Raw genomic sequence first — 19,188 nt, 5'->3', positions numbered from 1 at the left:
ATAGTATTGCAGGGCTTTATAAATAATTGTGAAAGCAGAATCAAGTCAAATTTCCCGGGGGATGTTGCAGACCATGTTGAAAAGAGGAGCATAAAGTACTTTTCTTCGGGTAAGCGAGCTTTTTTTACGCACAAAGTTCCTGCCTTCCATAACATAGAAGGTAAGCTTACCGATGGTTCGGTTAATAATGAATGGTGCAAAAGCTTCGGCCATGTAATAAAGTTACCGACTATATTAAAACGCCGGATGCCGGCACCATGAATTTGACTTTTTTCAATATTTAGCCCTATTTCAGGGCTTTGCGCAGGTGCGGTACTGTTGCCTTAGTTGTTAGCAGAAGTACTGTTTTTTTCTTTAATCAATTTTCTAACAAACTCCAGTTCAACATCTTTTCCAGCCAGGAAGTCCTGAATAGTGGGCCGAACTTCATAATCTGGAAGTAACCCTCGTCCGAAAGGTATTGAATTGTTTTGTGTTTCCACCACAAACTTGCACAAGGGTACTCGTCCTTTTAATTGTGTATTGGGTAGCGTGAATTTCAGGTAACTTCCGCTGGTATTTCCATAATACCCACCACCCGTTTCTTCGCCTATAAAAATTGCATTGGTATAATTTTTGGCTAAGGCAGCAAATTCCGAACCGCCGGAAAAAGTCAATCCACTGATTAAAATATAAATGGTACCGTCAAAATGAATTGAGTTGGGGGTACGCCCTTCATAAAACCCTTTTTTATTCAGATACCGGCCATCGGAGCTTTGATAGAATTCTTCTGAAAGTTCACTTTTTAGTGTGTCCTGTTCACCTTTATAATCGGTAAACTTCAGAAAGGAATAGGTAAAGGAAGGAATTTCTACATACCTATATTTATGGTAATTATCAGTTATCAGGTAAGAAAGCAACATATCTTCCATCCCCTGTGTGCCACCTTCGTTTTTTCTAATGTCAATTACCAGGTTTTTTATATTTTTTTCTTTCAGTAATGTAAAAACTGAATCTAAATATTTTTGAAAACCTTTTTTTCCTCCATCATAATTTCTTGTTCCAAAACTATTGATAGTTAATATTGCTTCTTTTTTCAAAGTATCTAAAGAAAACAAAGCAGGAGTATTGAATTTATAGCCAGGATGCTTTTTTATAAATGCCAGATATAATTTTGAGTATCCTTTATAAGTGAGTGCCGGAATATTATTAACTGTTTTCTCTTTTGTAACGGGATTAATACATTCAATAGAAAAGAAATTGGATGAGCCAAAGAATCGTAAATAATATTTTGCAAAAGAGTCTTCAATCCAATGATACTTGCTTGTAAGGTTATAACCATCAGATGGTTCAATATGCATAAACCGGGTTAAAATGCTATCCGCACCTATTCCATTTATTTTAGCAATCATGAGTCCTCTGGTATTATATCCTGCAACATCATTTAGGATATATATTTTTTGATCAATAATTCGCACAAAAAAAGGTAAATAACTTCCGTATTGTTTCAAATAGTTATTCGTTTCATCGGGTATACTCACAAAGCAATGGCCTTCTTTGGTAAATGTTGTAACCGGGGCAATAATTTTGTAAAAATCCAATGCAGTCATTTTATCTTTTAGCTGGCTTTTTTGTGCCTCGCAAATACTGTCAAATTGGGCATAGCTATTATACCATAACCCTATCCGTGTTTCGAAGTATGCTTTTTTTATAATCTCAAAATCCTGATTAAGTTGTTCAAGATTATACCTGGTCAGTTTTTTGGGTATTGTCGAAATGCAGATGGTGTAATCGCCTTTTTCGGGATTGGCTTTTTGTTCCAAAGGTTTTACGGAAATAGTGAATAGGTCTGAAGTATCAGGCGAAAATGTAATTGTTTCAGTGCCTTTATTTCCGGTAGGGCTGTCTTTTTCTTCTATAATTTTGTTGTTTTTGTCTTTTACATAAACTACCACATCAATTCCCTGTTGCTCAACTGAAATATTGTAGTATATGTCTTTGGTAAATTGTGCTCTAAAATTATGTTCCTGTTTTTGTGCTATCGAATATTGTAAAGCTTTTGCATCGATTTTGAATGCTTTATCGAAATTTTGGGCAGAACAAATGTGATTAATGACTAATAGAAAAATAGTAATACCCCTTCTCATTTTAAATTGGTTGAATAATTATAACAAAGATATCAGGATGAGTTGAAATTCTAACGTTGGTATTTATACTAATATATAGTTACCGCGCACATACAAAAAGGTGAACCGGAAGAGAACAGGCAGTGTATCATTATCGAACAAATTCCTCCAATAAAAAAATATAAATTTCTGATTATTAGTATCGTATAATTACGGCATATATCTGGATGCCCTGAAGAAGCGTATGCGCTTTACAACAAATCTGAATATGCTTAAATATCACGATACATGTTACAAAGTTTCTTAAAAATAGCTTTCCGGAACCTTACCCTACGTAAAAGCTATGCTTTGATGAATATTGCAGGACTGGCCACCGGCATTACGTGCTGCCTGCTAATATTTGAATATGTTGCTTATGAAAGAAGCTACGATAGCTTTAATAAAAACGCAGATCGTATTTTCAGAGTGCAGGATGAAGAATATCAGAATGGAAAATTGGTTGTGCCGTGCGCATCAGCAATGCCAGGGGTTGCACCTGCTATGAAACGCGAATTCCCGGAAGTTGAGGATGCCGGCCGTTTATATAAAGTTGAGCCTTTATTGGGCAATGATGTTCGTAATATAAGGTTTAAGGAATCTGATGTTTATTATGCCGATGAATCGATAGTTAATATCCTTCAGCTTTCATTAGAGAAGGGAGATTCGAAAACTGTTTTATCAGAACCGGATAAGGTTATTATATCAGCAGAAGAAAAAAAGAAATATTTCGGAAATGAAAATCCATTGGGAAAAGTGCTGACCGTTCATTCGAACGGTCATACACGTTCGCTGCAGGTAACAGGGGTCTTCAAAAATTACCCGGCAAACTCACATCTTAAGTTAAGTATTCTTATTTCGTACCCCACCTACAGTAAAGTAATAGGTACTTATGGTATGGCCAATGATGTGCTGGAGACGAGCTTTGGCTGGACGGACTTTTATACGTATATTCTGTTGCGTAAAGGAGTAAACCCAAAGCAGGTAACTGCAAAGCTACCAGACTTCATTGACAGACACTACAACAACCTACCGGAAAACAAGAATCAGGGCGACCGTTATTCACTTAGCCTGATGCCACTGAAAAGCATTCATTTATATTCACATTATACGGAAGAAGCTGAGGCCAACGGTGATGGGCAATCGGTAAATTTTTTATTTCTAATTTCCTTTTTCATTATCGGCATTGCGTGGATAAACTATATTAATCTTGCTACAGCCCGTTCGCTTGAGCGTGCCAGGGAAGTAGGTTTAAGAAAAGTGTTGGGCGCCCTTAAAAGGGAATTGATCTGGCAATTTATGCTGGAAAGCCTGATGCTGAACGTGCTTGCGCTGGTGTTTGCCTGTGCTATTACCCTTGCGGTCAATCCTTTATTTGCCGGTCTTACCGGCAGGCCGTTACCCACGTTGATATCCCTACCGTTAAATTATCAGGCGTACTTTTTAGTATTGTTAGCTGCCGGCACCTTTCTTTCGGGAATATATCCGGCATTGGTTCTTTCCCGCTACCAGCCTGTAGCTGTGTTGAAAGGTCTTTTCAAAAATGCCGCTGGTGGCCAATGGCTACGCAAAGGACTCATCGTAAGCCAGTTTGCCATTTCCATAATCCTTATAGCAGGAACGATGATCGTTTACCGGCAGGTGCATTATATGCAAAGCCAGGAGCCCGGAGTTAACATTAATGAAACGCTTGTGATAAAAGGCGCATTGGGGAGCTTAACAGATTCTGCATATCGTGATGTTTACGGAGCATTCAAAGGAGAAATGCTTAAGGTGAGCGGGATAAAAAGTATTACAGGATCTTCAGCAATAATGGGTAAAGAGATTTTGTGGAGTACAAACTGGAATAGGTTGCGTAGTGGAAGTAAGCAGGCAATTAATTTATTTCACTTAGGCGTAGACGATGATTTTATAGAGAGCTATGGATTAAAAATGGTGGCTGGTGAGCCTTTTTCCAGGGGTTTGGGAGCCGACCGGAAGAAAATCATCCTGAATGAATCGGCCATTCGGGTCCTGGGCTTCTCTTCTCCGAAGGCTGCTATCGGGGAATTAATTTCCGGTGGCCAGAATGATATGGATTCGCTGGAGGTGAAGGGCGTAATTGCCGACTACCATAATGAAGGTCTGCAGAAATCCATTCAACCCCTTGTGGTTTTCGCCAACCGCAAAACGCGCGAATATTACTCTGTTAAAATGCAGGGAAAAAATGCCGTATCTACGGTCGCTTCTATCAAAAAAATCTGGGACCGGTATTTCCCGGCCGATCCTTTTGATTATTTTTTTCTTGATGAATTTTTCAACCGTCAATATGCCGAGAACAAGCGCTTTGGAGAAGTGTTCGGGCTTTTTGCCATACTTTCAATCGGTATTGCCTGTTTTGGATTGCTTGGATTATCTGCGTATAACGTTCTTCAACGTACAAAGGAGATTGGTGTGCGTAAGGTGTTAGGAGCTTCGGTCAACAGCCTGGTGCTTACATTATCAAAAGATTTCCTGGTACTCGTGGCTTTTGCTTTTGTAATCGCTATCCCTATAACAGGGGTGGCCATGAACAGCTGGCTGCAGGACTTTGCTTACCGAATCAGTATTCCCTGGTGGATATATGCGTTGGCAGGTGTTCTTGCCATTTTGATTGCGCTTTTAACCGTAGGCTTTCAGGCTTTAAAGGCCTCTTTAGCTAACCCCATTAATAGTTTAAGAACGGAGTAATCAGATAACCTTGAATCATACTCAGAATACGGGCACCTTTATAATAGCCTGATGATGCAGCGAATGGTCCTGTGCCAGGTAAGTACTGCGGATGCCGGCCTCGAAAGGAATCAGGAAACGCATAAAATTTACATCTGCCGTTAATTCCATTCCTACATTAGTATAGCGGCGCAGATGCCCGTCAACCAGGTCATTATACAAAGATGTTCCGACCGCCCATTCGGAAAACACATCCAGTTTCAGCCGCTGAAAATAGAGGAAGCCATTCAATACAGACAAATCAGGATAACACAGTGGTAGTTTATAGTCAATTGAATAGATCTGCAAATGATGGAACAACTGATCTCCCACATTCCGCACAAATAAAAAGCGGTTTTCGAAATGATAATCAGTGCTATCATCACGCTGCAGGCAGGCCCTGAGCGTTGCAGCATGATGTTTGAAGAAGCCTGGTAGATACACGTTTATATTTACCGCAGTTTGCGAAGCGTTGAGAAAGCTATGGAAGGGTGTGTTCCGGAAACTGTAGGCGGTGACGACGCCTACCCTTGGCCCCACATCCCGGATACTTTGCCGCAGCCGCCATTCAAATGATATATCATGTTGAAGAGAAAAAAAATTCCCAAAGTATTCACGTTTATATTGATTTTCATCAGGCTGGTGCACCAGCTTGTTAAAAGAGTTGTATACAACCTGTGATTTCAGAATCAAATTCCGGATATACGGACCGCTTGAAAAATTGAGCGGCAAGGCTGTCCCGAAATTAAAATTCCTGAATGCGATGAGATCGTAATAAACGGAAGACGCCAAACCGGCCCCGGCTTCTCCCTTTGAAAAAATGGCCTTTCGCTTTCCATCGGTATAAGAAATAAAAAACTCCGGATAAAGACCATTATAACTCAGCTTCGCATATTTTCCCCACTGTTTTTCATTATTGTCATAACTAAACCCCGCTTCCAGTACCGTTGTGCTCAACATATCCTGCGATTTAACGCCGATGTTCAACAACTGGGGCAGATTGGACAGGGGTTCGGCACCCCAGCTGTAAATATTAATGGCATGTTTAAGTTTATTATACCGTGCAGAAGGGTACACCGAATCGGGAATGCGGGATAATATATTGCCTGCTTCCTGCTGCGCAAATCTTTTATAATACTCTACTTTGTTCGCAGCATTCTCCGTAGTATCTATCTTTTCCCATGTACTTACATCTATGGGCATGGTAGCGACACGAAATCCGTCGGGCATAAAATCCTGAAAGCAGAGCATTGTATTATCAGGAGAAACACAGGCATTAAAAGCGCCGTATTTTCTGTTTGTTACCTGGTATTGCTGACCTGTAATGGTATCAATGGCATAAATGTTATCGGTGCCTGATCGCGGAGAATTGAACAATACGTAATTCTTATAATCTGCCGGGGCGGAAATATTTTCCGGAACAGAAGGCAGCACTGTTGAAACAATTCCGGTTTCGAGGTTTACTTTTACAATACTTTTTGATCCTGCTTCTGCTTTTATCAGCAGAATATTTTTGCCATCCCTGGTAAAATGTGGCTGAAGCAATTGCAGGTTTTCGGGGTTGGGAAATTTCCTGATCAGTGCACCGGTATTCCCATCCATCAATACAAGAAAATATTTGCAGGCAGTAGTGTATTCAATGGCTGCAATTAATGTTGCATCCGGTGAAAAACAAGGGGCATGCAGGCGGCTGCGGTGAGTGAGCTGTTTTTGTTTATTGGTTTTTACATCCAGCGTTTTTATAACGGTATAGTTGCGGGCGCCCCACCGCGGATCGTAAGAATATTCTGTCCATACTACTTTGTTACCGGCACAGCTCATTATGCCATTATCATCAAGCACACCCGACATGCAGATCCTTTTTTCTTTGCCGTCATTCGTGAGCAATACAAAAGCCGACTGATCTACGATGCTTGACTTGTAGGCAAGAAAGCTTCCGGTTTCCAATCCTGCTTTTTGCGTTACAATGCTGCCGTCTGACAGGTATTGCGGAAATTTATAATTGGAAAATACTTTTTCCTGCGGCTGATGGAAATATGTTACCGGTGTTTCTTTAACGTTGCTTACCTGTTGCCCCCACAGGTCTTTCAGTTCTTCTGTCATGGCAGCATAGGTTTGATTGGCGTTAAGCCCGGTGATTTTTTTCATGCTGCGCGAAAAACAAAAAGGCAGGGGTGGCGTTCTGTAAGTGTGGTCGAGGATTTTTTCCCATACATCGGCGCCATAATGGTTTTTGACGTAAGTGGTCATCAGGTATCCGAGCAAATAATGATTTGGAATAGCATTTTTCATTGAGCCGCAGGAGGCTTTGATGTAAGAGAAAGCTCCCCGGGAAAGCAACTGTGTACGAAATGTTAAATCAAATGCAGGAATGCGGCCTCTGCCGCCGTAGCCTAAAACGGATTCTATTCCCACGGCATCGCCTTCCCAAAACCACCAGGGATTGGTAAGCCCCTGCATAACAGATGTTCCGGAATTACCAAATAAATAAAAAATGTATTTTCCCCAGCCCTGTATGGTGTGATCCATCTGCACTACATGCCGGTACTCATGCAGCGATAACTCATCAAACCAGTTGTTCATCCCCATATTTTGCGGGTTTTGGGGAGGAGTGGAAAAAAATTCGGCCCTCCTTCCTTCTGATGTCACAAAGGCATTGTTATCTGTTGTCTGGTTTTGTAGTACTATGGGTATTTTCCTGGGCAGTACGTTTAAAGATTTGGCCACATCGCCGTATGCATTCATCATGGCATTGGCTGTTCGCTGTGCTACCGAATCCATTTCTTCCGGATAGATAATACGAAAATGAGGTGTCTGGATCTGCCGCCACTTCAGCTTCCAGGGCGATTGGCCCAGCGACTCGATGATTTGTGCCTGAAGTACAAACGGACAGAACCAAAATACAAGAAAAGTGTATTTCAAAAACATACCTGAACAAAAATAATTGAATTTACCAATCACAACAATGGTAATCATTAAGGCATAAATGCTATAAGCAATGCCTGAAGGTATATTCAAATCCTGAATTAATTCTTTCAAATTGTAGCAAGGGGCAAAATCAGCATAAAACAAAAACCTCTCAAAAAGAGAGGCTTCCCCTCATCTCAATAACATCACCACACCTTTCAGTATCCTTTTGCCATTGCCAATGTTAAGCATATATGCATATCCACCGGAGGGTTGATCGATGCCATTGAACCGTCCGTTCCAGCCCATATCATTGTTTTTAGTATGATATATCAGTTGTCCCCAGCGGTTAAAAACGCTTAATTCAAAAACCGGAATGGCCTTTAAGGCAGGAATATGCCAGGTATCATTATGCCCATCTCCATTAGGCGTAAATGCATTCGGTATATAAATACCGGGGAAAACAAATACATGCACCGTATCGCTCACGATACCGCAAGCGCCATGAGGGGTGGTCGATAAAATGTAATCAATATCCGCTGGAGGACTAACCTGCGGTGTAAGCGAGGTAACATCCGTTATATAGGAAGCGGGCGTCCAATTGTATGTAATGTTCGCGCCATTTACTGTACCGTTCAAAGTCGTAGTTTCTCCTTTTAAAATGCTTTTGTCGGGACCGGCATTCACGGTTACTCCGGAATCCACATTAATCACAACATAAGCGGTATCTCTACAGGTAGGGTCTGTGGACACAATTACCATATAGCTGGTTGTGTAGACCGGCGTAGCTACCGGGTTGGCAATATTATCTGCAGATAAGCCGGTGGATGGCAGCCATTGATACGTGGTACCGCCGCTGCTGGTTAAATGCACACTTTCATTTTTGCAAATGCTGGTATCCGCACTAACGGTTGCCACCGGCGCCGGACTGATGCTCACTGTAATAGAATCCGAATACGGGCAGGCGCCAGCGGCGCTTGCCTGCACATAATATTTACCCGATTGAACTGCCTGGGCATCGGGAATGGAAGCAGAGGTGCCGGTAGCGGTAAACCCATTAACGCCCGTCCACTGATATTGAGCATTACCTGTAACTGATAACAGCAGGGTATTGCCCGCACACAAGGGAGCATTACTGCTTACGGTGCCTGTTAATCTGGCACCCACATTAACAACGACATACGCGGTATCTCTACAGGTAGCGCTGGTAGACACAATTACCATATAACTGGTTGTATCGGCCGGCGTGGCTACCGGGTTGGCAATATTATCTGCAGATAAGCCGGTGGATGGCAGCCATTGATACGTGGTACCGCCGCTGCTGGTTAACTGCACACTTTCATTTTCGCAAATACTGGCATCCGGACTAACGGTTGCCACCGGCGCCGGATTAATGCTCACATCAATAGAATCTGAATACGGGCAACTGCCGGCAGCGCTTGCCTGCACATAATATTTACCCGATTGAGCGGCCTGGGCATTAGGAATGGAAACGGAGGTACCCGTAGCGATAAACCCATTAACGCCCGTCCACTGATATTGTGCACTACCTGTAACTGATAACAACAGGGTACTGCCTGCACACAAAGGAGCATTACTGCTGACGGCGCCGGTTAGTGTTGGCATAATCGTTACCGACAATACCTGTGAAGTAGTTCGGCATATGGTAAGGTTGCCTGCGGCTACCGCGCTCAACCGGTACTGGTAGGTGCCAGGTGTTTGAGTAGCAGCGTAGTTCTGCAACAAAGTAGTGCCTGTTGCACCTGTTATATCCTGCCAGCCGCCGCCATTGATATTCTGCTGCCATTGCATAACCGGGTTAGCCAGACCCGACATCACATTGCCCGTAAACGTTACAGCATTTGAGCTCCCTGCGCAAAAAGACAAGCTGGTAGCCGGTGATCCGTCAATACTCGCCATGATGGTGGGACCGCAGGGACGAAACGTAATATCATCCAGCGCCAGGTCGTTACCACATCCTCCCGAAGCATTGTTTACGATACGTAATACAACATCCTGGATACCCGGGGGTGTCGTAAAATAAAACCCCATCTGTTGCCATGTGAAGGTGCTTTGTTCAGGAATACCACCGGTATTATAAGTCTGTAATACCGTACCATCTGTTTTTTCTATAGTAAAAGTAAGATCAGGTTGTATACTGGGCTGACAACCCTGGCCAGCCATCAGCACATTGGCTATCCAGGCGGCAAATTCAAAAGTGGTATTGCTGCAAAGTCCATGCACGGTATCGAGGTAAAAGGCGCTGGGATTGTAAGAGGCGTTGACCAGCATAAAATAACCATTGGGATCACCGGTGTGGTCGGAAGCGATCGTATGCCAGGCGCCAAAACAGGCATTGGTGCTGTTGCGGATAGCATAATAACCATCTGTAGGACAATCAGCCGATGTATACACGTAGGTAGTAGTAGCTGCAGCAAATGGTTGGCCCGGGTTAGCGCCGCTTCCAAAGGTGATGTTTACGATAGGATCTCCCAGACTGCCCTGGCAAAGCTGTGCATTCGCCAGGTTGGTGATCAATAGGAATATAACGGTTATGGTATAGGTATGGATAAGCGTTTTCATATGATATAGGTACGGATAAGCGAATTAATAGAATCATTCACTTCAACAATTTAAACGCCAGTTTTACCTATAGATCAATTATGTTAAAAACTTTTGAACAAAGAGGTCTATTTTATCAATTCACTTTCATTAATAATTTAATACTAAGAAAACGTCTATTGAAATAAGATAATAGGTTAGATATTTTTTCTGCTAAAGGCTGTTAGCATTAACCCCGGGAATTGAGTCAGCCATCACTCCGTACGGAGCGACTTCACCGGGTTTGCTATTGCTGCTTTTATTGCCTGGAAACTAATCGTTGCAAGTGCAATAATTATTGCAACAAGTCCGCCTGCAGCAAATAACCACCAACTGATACTGATGCGATAAACATAATCCTGCAACCATTGATGCATGTAATACCATGCAATGGGTGTAGCAACTGCAAAGGCAATTGCAATGAGTATGATAAATTCTTTTGAAAACAAATAAACGATATTGCCTGCAGTAGCACCAAGTACTTTACGAATACCAACTTCTTTTATTCTCTGCACTGCCATGAATGAGACTAAACCATACAACCCAAGACAGCTAAGGAAAATAGCGATGGTTGCAAAAATTTTATATAGTTGCGATAGCTGATTTTCCTGTTTATAAAAGCTTGCTATTTTATCATCAAGAAACCTGTATTCATAAACAAAATCGGGAAACGTTTGCTCAAATATGTTTTTAACAGATTGCAGTGTAGAAGAAATGTTTTTCGTTTCAAGTTTTATTCCTGCCTGGTTGTACATTGTGTTGTTTGTGGTAATAAGCAATGGTGCAAGATCATTTCGAAAAGATCTGTCATTAAAATCTTTCAATACACCAACAACCGGGCATTTTATTCGATCGCCCCATATGCTTATTTCTTTGTTCAATACATCTTCCGGTTTTTTAAATCCTAAACTTTTCACCAGCGACTCATTCACTAAAAATTCTCTTGTCATTTTAGAAGGCTGCAAATTTCTTCCGGCGACCAGTTGTAGTTTGTAAGCCGGCACATATGCGGTGTCGGCGAATTTGGTAATAACTTTAAAGTTTGCTTCTTTTATTGCATTATCAAATTTGAATGTGCTCCATGTATCATTACCATCTTCAACCGGGGTGTTGGAACTGAAGCTTACTGCCTGCACGCCATTAACCTGCAATAACTTGTTCCGTAAATAATCCAGCCTGCTAATGCGAAGACTATCTACACGGAAAGGAACATTTATGATTGCATCTTTATCGAAGCCTAATGGCTGATCCATAAAATAACTCATTTGCTTTACAATAATGAATGTTCCGATGATCAGCGCCTGTGCAATGATGAATTGAAATACGACCAACCCTCTTCTTAACGAAACTCCCTTTGCAGTATTTACCGTGAGTTTACTCTTTAAAGCATTAACAGGATTGAAACGTGATAAAACAACAGAAGGATAAAAACCGGCAAGTGCGGTTACAACAATTGTTACAGTTAAAAGTAATAAAATAACTGCAGGGTTGTTCAGTATGTTGAAGGAAAGCGAAAGTTCTAAAAGTTGATTTACAAACGGCAATGCAAGATTTGTAATAACTGTCGCAAGTATTACAGCACTTGTAACTATCAAAAATGTTTCAATGATAAATTGGGTTTGCAATTGAGATTTATTACTGCCCAAAACTTTTCTTACACCAACCTCCTTTGCACGGTTAACAGCTTGTGCAGTAGAGAGGTTGATAAAGTTTACGCAGGCAATTAATAAAATGAATGCTGCAATCAGCCACAATACATTGAGTAATTCCTGACTAATTGTTTTGTTGCTGTAATTACCGGTTTGTGTGTCGTAATGAACAGCACTCAACGGCTGAATGATATGGCTATCCTTATTTTCAGAAGATTGAACCTTTACTGAATATGCTCTTAGCTGCTGATTAAAATTATCAACAGAGGTATTCGGAGGCAACATAATATAGCAACCAAAACCAGCATTCGTTCTATCCTCCCAATTGGTAGATTTCGCTATAATACTTCCGGTAAAACCTGATCCATAAGCCACAACAAGTTTTAGCTGAAAGTCAGTATTTGCCGGCATGGTCGCAAGAATGCCTGACACTTTCAATACTTCAGTGCCATGTTCGAATAAATAGCCGCCAACTTCCAGCTTAATGGTTTTACCCAGCGCTGTTTTCCAGTCACCAAAATATTTTTCTGCCATCTCTTTTGTAAGCAATACATTGTTCGGTTCTTTTAATGATTCATACGAACCTGCGAGCAGCGGGTAATCGAACATTTTAAAGAATGAAGGCGATGTAAAAAATACGCCCCGTTGCTCTTTAAATGTTTTTACAGCAGTTCCATTATTACCAGGTATCAGCAACTGATCATCGTGGCTTGCAAAAATCGGAGCTACTTGTTCTGTTTGGGGAAAAGCTGTTTTCAATCCTGCGGGCATTGGAAAAGGAACGTCTTTCCCGTAAGCAATAGTTGCTGCATCTGCATGATGATATTCGGTTAACACACGATAGACCCGATCTTTCTTTGCATGAAAATTATCGAAGCTTGTTTGAAATTGTATAATGATAAAGATCATCATACAAACGGCAATACCAACAGCCATTCCGGCGATGTTGATAATAGTGTAATTCCTGTTTCGGATCAAACTTCTGAATACGGTTTTGAAATAGTTTTTAAGCATTACTATTTTTTATTCTGTTCACGAACTTTTCACAGATTCGCTTCCTATAATACAGTTCTATTAAAAAAATATCAGAGATGGTAGAGTATACGGCATTTAGTATTAAAAAATATGCCGAACGAGCAATTGAATGGTCTTCAATAGCTTAAGAAAAAAACGATACGAAGCTGTTCGCTTTTGATACAATGGGCTGACACAATCCGATACAGTGATGATTCAGAGAGAAGCTTCAGGTTTATTTTATTCGTTTTTGAATTGCTGAACCTTTTTGGTGAGTTCAACTACATTCGAAACATCCAATTTTATCATAATATTAGCCTTATGCGTGCTAATTGTTGATATATGCAGAAAAAGCATCTCAGCAATTTCTTTAACATTTTTTCCTCCCACCAGGTGATTCATGATCTCAAGTTCCCTGAAAGTAAGGTTATCAAAGGGAGTGCTTGCCCCGTCTATATTCTCCGAGGTTAGTATATGCTTCATATCAGACCCAAGATATTTTCTATTGTTCAGAATGGCAACAATGCCAAGCCTGACCTCTGACGGCTTAGCTTCCTTATTGATAAATCCTTTTACGCCCATGGACAGGTATTGCTTTGCATAAATGGCCACAGGGCTCATCGTGAAGATCATCACTTTCTGATCGGGTTTTAGGGTAAATATGTTTTTCAACAGGCGAAGTGAATCCATCGCTGGCATTGTTATGTCCAGGATAATTAGGTCGTATTCTGTATTCTGTATTTTTTTCCACACGCAATCGCCGTTGCTGCATTCATCTATTTCCGCGTTTGAGAACTCATCTTTTATAATAAGGCTAAGTCCCGTTCTTAATATATGATGATCATCCGCCAGTAAAAATTTTTTCATAGGCTATCCCTTATTTTCAAAAGTTATGGTTATTATATTACCCTGGCCATTATTGCCCGATACTATGTTGAGCGTACCCTGTAACCTGCCCAAAATTTCAATAATGATCTTGTAGCCCCACCCCATTCCGTGGTGGGAAGGATTATAGCTTTTATCAAGGATCCTTGCTACCAGTTCCTTATTCATGCAATCGCCTTCATCGGTAATAACGATCCGGGTCGTGAATGCATCCCGGATGCCTTCAATTGTTATAGCTCCTTTGGAAGTATATTTATTGGCATTGTCGACCAGGTTTCTCAGCACCAGGCTTAACAGGCTGGCATCTGTATACAGCGTAATAGCTTCAGGCACGAGGTTGCTAAATGTATTTTTTTGGATTTGGGCCCCCACTTCACATAAGGAGATAATTTGATTGACGAGATACCGCAGCACTATTTCTTCCTCGTTGATCACAAATCCTTCTTTTTGCATTTTGGTAAACACAAAAAAGTCCTGGGTAAAATCGTATATTTCATTGGTTGCGCTCTCGAATTGAAACAAGCTCCGCGAAAGTTCCTTATCTGCCGAATCTTTATGATCATTGTATATTCGCCCGGCTAAAATGTGCAGGAACCGTAACGGCGACCTTAGATCATGCAGGATAGCAGAGATCATTAACTCTTTTACCCGGTTGCTCTCGGATAGTTGCGCTGTTCTTTCATCCACCTTTTGCTGCAGCAATTGCGCTCTTTTTACCTGGTAGTTATAACGCAAACGGAAAAATAATAAAAATACCGCTATTGCCAGCCCACCCAACAGGCACCTGAACCACACCTGTTCATACCAGTAAGGAAGTACGGTTAAATGAATGGTGTTATAGGTATAGCAGGCATTGGGGTTCTGACTTCTCACGGTAAGGGTGTACTTACCGCTGTTCAGGTTTGGTATTATGAGTTTACCGTCGTCATTCACCGGGTACCATCTATCATTCAACTCCTTTATCGCATATTCAAGGTGCAGGTTGAACCTGTTGCCGAAATAAGGAGCCGAAATTTCAAAAGTCAAATGACTGGAATCCCCTGATACCTCCAGTTTGTTTTTCAATAGCAACCTTTTCTCATCTGCTTTTATAAGCTCTACAAATATTGGTTTATCGGGCAAACTGATATGTACGCTATCGGGGTTAAACCGTACAAGGCCATCCAGTGAGGGTAATGAAAAAAAATGATCACTTGTTACAATACCACAGGGCGTGCACCGGCCATTAAATTCATTGGTACTAAATCCATACGATTTATCAACATAGTAATAATAAACCTGCTGCTGTTGGCCGGCGGCATAATTATCCAATTCTTTTTTCGCAACCCTGAACAACCCCTTATTGGTGGGTATCCAGAAATAACCCTGATGGTCCTCCATGAAACAATGAGCGGTAACAAGGCTCTTCCTGGAATCCAGCGGCATTTTGATGAAATGACTCTTATAAAATTTGTAAAAGCCTTGTCCATAGGTGCCTATCCAGATACTGCTATCTTTTGCTACGTGGATAGTTTCTATATTCATTTTTTCAAGGCCCTCAACCCGTCTTAATGCCGCGCCTGCGCGGTACTTCGACAAATCATATACAAACAAACCTGCCGACGTTCCAATCCATAAATTATTTCTACTCACTTCCCTCAGCGTTTGGATCTCTGCATGCATCAGGTCGTTATCATTGATTAATATAGTATCTTCTGTTCCATGCCGCCTGAATACCTGGTGCTTATTGCTGTAGATAATATCTTTATTATCCCTTTCAATAATGCCGGTAAGATAATATCCCAGTGGTTTTTGGGTTACAAAAGAGGTAAGATGAATATCGGTCCTTTTTAAGGAATCAAATTCCGACAGCCAGATGGATCCATCGGAGGCCTGCATCCATGCCTGTTTGCCGAAATTGTGAGTGTCCGGAAAAAGGATATGATCGTTATTGGAATAATTGAGGATGCCGGTTGGGGTGAGAATGCGGGAGCCTGGTAATTCAATCTGCAAGGATTGGCTATTGGCAATAAACCTGGTATCGTTAAAAAAAAGCCGTTCAAATTCATGTAGCTTCAGCACGTACAATCCATTCGTAAGGGTACCTAAATAAAGCGCCTGGTATCCTTCGTCATAGATCATGCATTTGATATCTTTTACAGGAATACCGGCTGCCAGTATTTTAAAGTCCAATACATTGTTAACCGACTGAAGCAACAGGATCGTATCCTTACAAAGCATTAAAGTGTGATTGCCATCTCTTCTTATTTTTAATGAAGCCTGTACCGGATCGGCCAGCGCTTCAGCGGTCTTAATAAAAAATGGAAGCAGGTTGGCGGCACACCTGATATTTTTTTGCAATACCCCGTTTTTGTACGCAAACACGCGATATTGATCATCTATATAAAAATAAATATCGCCTGTTATGAATTGAAGCTTCATCTTATGGCCGGTAATTTCCGGCAGTTCCCTAATGCTGCGGGTATTTTCATCGAGGAAGTAACAAAAGCCGGCATCACTAAAGTAAGCCTGCCGTTCATTCACCGTAACCGGTGCATAGTTGGTAGCCAGCTTATCGAACAGTTGTTCATAGACAACGCCATATGTGTTGTAAATACCATTATAAAAAAACAGGTGGTTGTTTGATGTCATGAACTGGCGATGAGGCGTGGCCGAACGAACACTATCCGTCACGATTTGGTAATCATCGGTGATCGTTAAAATGTGAGCGCTGTCAAAAACCGGTTTAAAAAATAGCCGATCGGTACCAGGCTCTCTTTGTGGCAGCGAATATTCATTCCACAATAAAGCCGCACTATTCTCCGAGTTATATTCCCTGAAATTTTTGCCATCAAACCTGACTATACCCATTTTGGTGGCCAACCACAGAAATCCGTTTTTGTCAAAGGCCATACCATTGATGCTGTTCTGCGGAAGGCCATTATCACTGTTATAATGGGTGATGTTATACCCGTTAGTGAGAGCCTGCTCTTTCGACGGCAGCCATTGCAGCAAACAACATACAATTAATAATAGCGGCCTTAACCGGTGGCTCCTCATGGTGTTAATCAGGTCAATAAATGTTGTAACAACAGTTCAAATATTATAATTTTTTACTTATAAAAAAACCCCTGATAATATTTTTTAAAAAATAATACGAGCCATGCCTGCTATTCAATATACAAATAACGAATTGTTTTAATACAACTAATACTACGAAACAGCTTTTGAGAACGATCCATTTTTACGCTGCTATAATCTGTTCCTATAACAAAAATCCGTTACCCGATGAAATTCATTGTTCAAAAAAGCAGTGTCAAATGCATCCTGTTTACAGGCATCCTGATGCTGCTGCTTATAACATTTGCGGATGTGCAGGCACAAAGCCCGCAGTCCCTGAAGTCGATCTTAATTAACCATGGGGAATCTTTCTGTGGCAGTGGATCGCCGGAGCAACAGTTGTTTACAAATGCGCTTAGCACGAACCCGGCTTTACTGCAAACCTGTAATCCGGGGTTGCCTCTGACTTATGCATCCATTGCCTACAATCCCAAATACAGGAAAGTTTACTTCTTGGATTACAGCAATGCAGATTCGGCCCGCATTTATATGCTGGATTACAATTTTGCAGGAATAATGAGTTGTCCTGCGTCTGTTTCTCCGCTATTCATTTACAAGAACCACTTAAATTATTTTTGTTTTGATGAAGACGGCTATAACCTTAGCCTGGCCAATTATAATAGTACTACAGCACAGGGTACCGTAAAAAGGATCGATTTTTCGACCGGCATCGATATTCCCGGAACGAATAAACTGATTGACTTCCCCGCGGGCAATACACCCTCTTCATTTGTCGACGGCGATATTGTTATCCTGCCCAATGGGCGTGTATTTGCCGCGCTTGGCAGCGGCCCATCGCGTTTGTACGAATTGGTCAATTTAGACGGTCACGGCAACGCCTCGGCTGTTTATTTAAGTACGCTGCCGCGTGACTGCTTTGGTATTGCTTATCTGGATGGTAACTTGATTATGGGTGGCTTCGATGACAGCGGCTGTTATTATTTTTCGTGGGATATCAATAGTAATAGTTTAAGCCCTGCTGTTCCATTTCCCCTGGGTACAAGTACTTATGATATGACGCATATGAACCTGGGTACAGGGGTTTCCCAGGAATTGATTGGTGAAGTGCGAGTGAATGCCAATACGTCTGACATCATTTACAAAGTGTATCTTAAAAATAAAGGGAATTGCGATCTGGTCAATGTACAATTGCAGAGCAGGCTCACAGATGTTTTCGGGGCCGGTAATGTATCGGATGTGCAGGCAAGTTTTTCAACCAACCCGGCAGGGCTGACCCTTAACCCTGCTTTTGATGGAATAACTGATTTTAACCTGTTATCTCCCGGGCAAATATTGCCGAACTATCCGGCAGAGAATGACTCCCTGTCTATTATCGTTAAAGTGCGTGCTACCAACCTCGTCATTAACCGGCTTTATCTGAGTTCTGTGATTGCCACCGGCCAGGTGGGCGCGGCAGCAAACATGCTGTCAGTTACTGATTCTTCCAACAATGGTAATGCCGCTAAAATAGATCCCGACCGCAACGGCGTTTCGGATGATGCAGGAGAAGGCATCCCTACGCCATATATGTTTAATGTTGTATTGGCATCAAATGAATGGCAATTTGACGGCAGCCTTCAAAAAAATACGGTTAGGTTGCAATGGCGCCCTACCGGTGAGGGATCTGCCGTGCGTTCTTTCGAATTGCAGCGAAGTACCGATGGCATGCAATTTACAGGTATTGCTTACAGGGCTGCGCAACCCCGCAACGAAGGCCCGTACACCGAAAGTGATGATGTAACCAATCTGCATGCGGCCAACGTTTATTATCGTTTAAAGATTTCAGATAGCAACGGCTTATATACATACAGCCATATCGTAACGATACATTTAAAAGAAGCAAACAACAACCTGGTCATGTTCCCTAATCCATTTACCGATTACATTTCACTGAAAGTGAATTCCATCCAAAAAGCGAAACTCCGAATAACCATTTATGATGGTTCAGGAAGGGCATTAAAGAAACAACTAAATGATTTGCACCCGGGCGATAATATCATTATTGTCAGCGGACTGCAATCCCTTTCCAAAGGAACCTATATTTTAAAGACCGAAGGTGATAAGCAAACCATGCAGTACAAAATCATAAAATAAGCTTAAGAACAGCTTCGCCGATCCATTTTTACACAGCAATATCTGTTACCTATAACGAAAACCCGTTACCT

Annotated in this window: 8 protein-coding genes; 2 read left to right on the top strand and 6 right to left on the bottom strand. The window is 41.6% G+C overall.

Translation table 11 applies throughout. The features are described 5' to 3' along the window. Positions 1-323: 323 nt before the first annotated feature. The gene (locus AC59IL_RS07685; RefSeq protein WP_496551519.1) at positions 324-2,126 is read right to left on the bottom strand and encodes a S41 family peptidase; all 1,803 of its coding nucleotides are present in this window, start codon (positions 2,124-2,126) and stop codon (positions 324-326) included. Between the two features lie 267 nt (positions 2,127-2,393). Between AC59IL_RS07685 and AC59IL_RS07680 the strand changes: the two genes are divergently transcribed. After that, entirely contained in the window at positions 2,394-4,850 is a 2,457-nt protein-coding gene (locus tag AC59IL_RS07680; RefSeq protein WP_496551518.1) for an ABC transporter permease, read from the top strand. A 21-nt stretch (positions 4,851-4,871) separates the two neighbouring features. Here AC59IL_RS07680 and AC59IL_RS07675 read toward each other — a convergent pair whose 3' ends face one another. The 5 genes from AC59IL_RS07675 to AC59IL_RS07655 all read right to left on the bottom strand — a co-directional run bounded on the left by AC59IL_RS07675 (position 4,872) and on the right by AC59IL_RS07655 (position 16,918). Next, entirely contained in the window at positions 4,872-7,886 is a 3,015-nt protein-coding gene (locus AC59IL_RS07675) for a hypothetical protein (RefSeq protein WP_496551517.1), read from the bottom strand. An 81-nt stretch (positions 7,887-7,967) separates the two neighbouring features. Next, complete coding sequence (locus tag AC59IL_RS07670; protein WP_496551516.1) at positions 7,968-10,358, bottom strand: T9SS type B sorting domain-containing protein; 2,391 nt, start codon at positions 10,356-10,358, stop codon at positions 7,968-7,970. A gap of 233 nt (positions 10,359-10,591) precedes the next feature. After that, complete coding sequence (locus AC59IL_RS07665; protein ID WP_496551515.1) at positions 10,592-13,039, bottom strand: ABC transporter permease; 2,448 nt, start codon at positions 13,037-13,039, stop codon at positions 10,592-10,594. A gap of 240 nt (positions 13,040-13,279) precedes the next feature. Further along, the gene (locus AC59IL_RS07660) at positions 13,280-13,906 is read right to left on the bottom strand and encodes a response regulator (protein WP_496551514.1); all 627 of its coding nucleotides are present in this window, start codon (positions 13,904-13,906) and stop codon (positions 13,280-13,282) included. Positions 13,907-13,909: 3 nt separating this feature from the next. Next, positions 13,910-16,918: a sensor histidine kinase gene (locus AC59IL_RS07655; RefSeq protein WP_496551513.1), complete on the bottom strand. Its 3,009-nt coding sequence runs from the start codon at positions 16,916-16,918 to the stop codon at positions 13,910-13,912. 273 nt (positions 16,919-17,191) lie between these two features. Between AC59IL_RS07655 and AC59IL_RS07650 the strand changes: the two genes are divergently transcribed. Then, positions 17,192-19,117: a T9SS type A sorting domain-containing protein gene (locus AC59IL_RS07650; RefSeq protein WP_496551512.1), complete on the top strand. Its 1,926-nt coding sequence runs from the start codon at positions 17,192-17,194 to the stop codon at positions 19,115-19,117. Positions 19,118-19,188 lie beyond the last annotated feature (71 nt).

Source organism: Niastella sp. sgz303648 (assembly GCF_059587045.1).
This window is presented reverse-complemented; position numbering and strand designations above follow the sequence as displayed.

Coding starts and splice junctions, on each gene's coding strand:
- AC59IL_RS07685 (WP_496551519.1), bottom strand. CDS start 2,126: ATGAGAAGGGGTATTACTATTTTTCTATTAGTCATTAATCACATTTGT.
- AC59IL_RS07680 (WP_496551518.1), top strand. CDS start 2,394: ATGTTACAAAGTTTCTTAAAAATAGCTTTCCGGAACCTTACCCTACGT.
- AC59IL_RS07670 (WP_496551516.1), bottom strand. CDS start 10,358: ATGAAAACGCTTATCCATACCTATACCATAACCGTTATATTCCTATTG.
- AC59IL_RS07665 (WP_496551515.1), bottom strand. CDS start 13,039: ATGCTTAAAAACTATTTCAAAACCGTATTCAGAAGTTTGATCCGAAAC.
- AC59IL_RS07660 (WP_496551514.1), bottom strand. CDS start 13,906: ATGAAAAAATTTTTACTGGCGGATGATCATCATATATTAAGAACGGGA.
- AC59IL_RS07650 (WP_496551512.1), top strand. CDS start 17,192: ATGAAATTCATTGTTCAAAAAAGCAGTGTCAAATGCATCCTGTTTACA.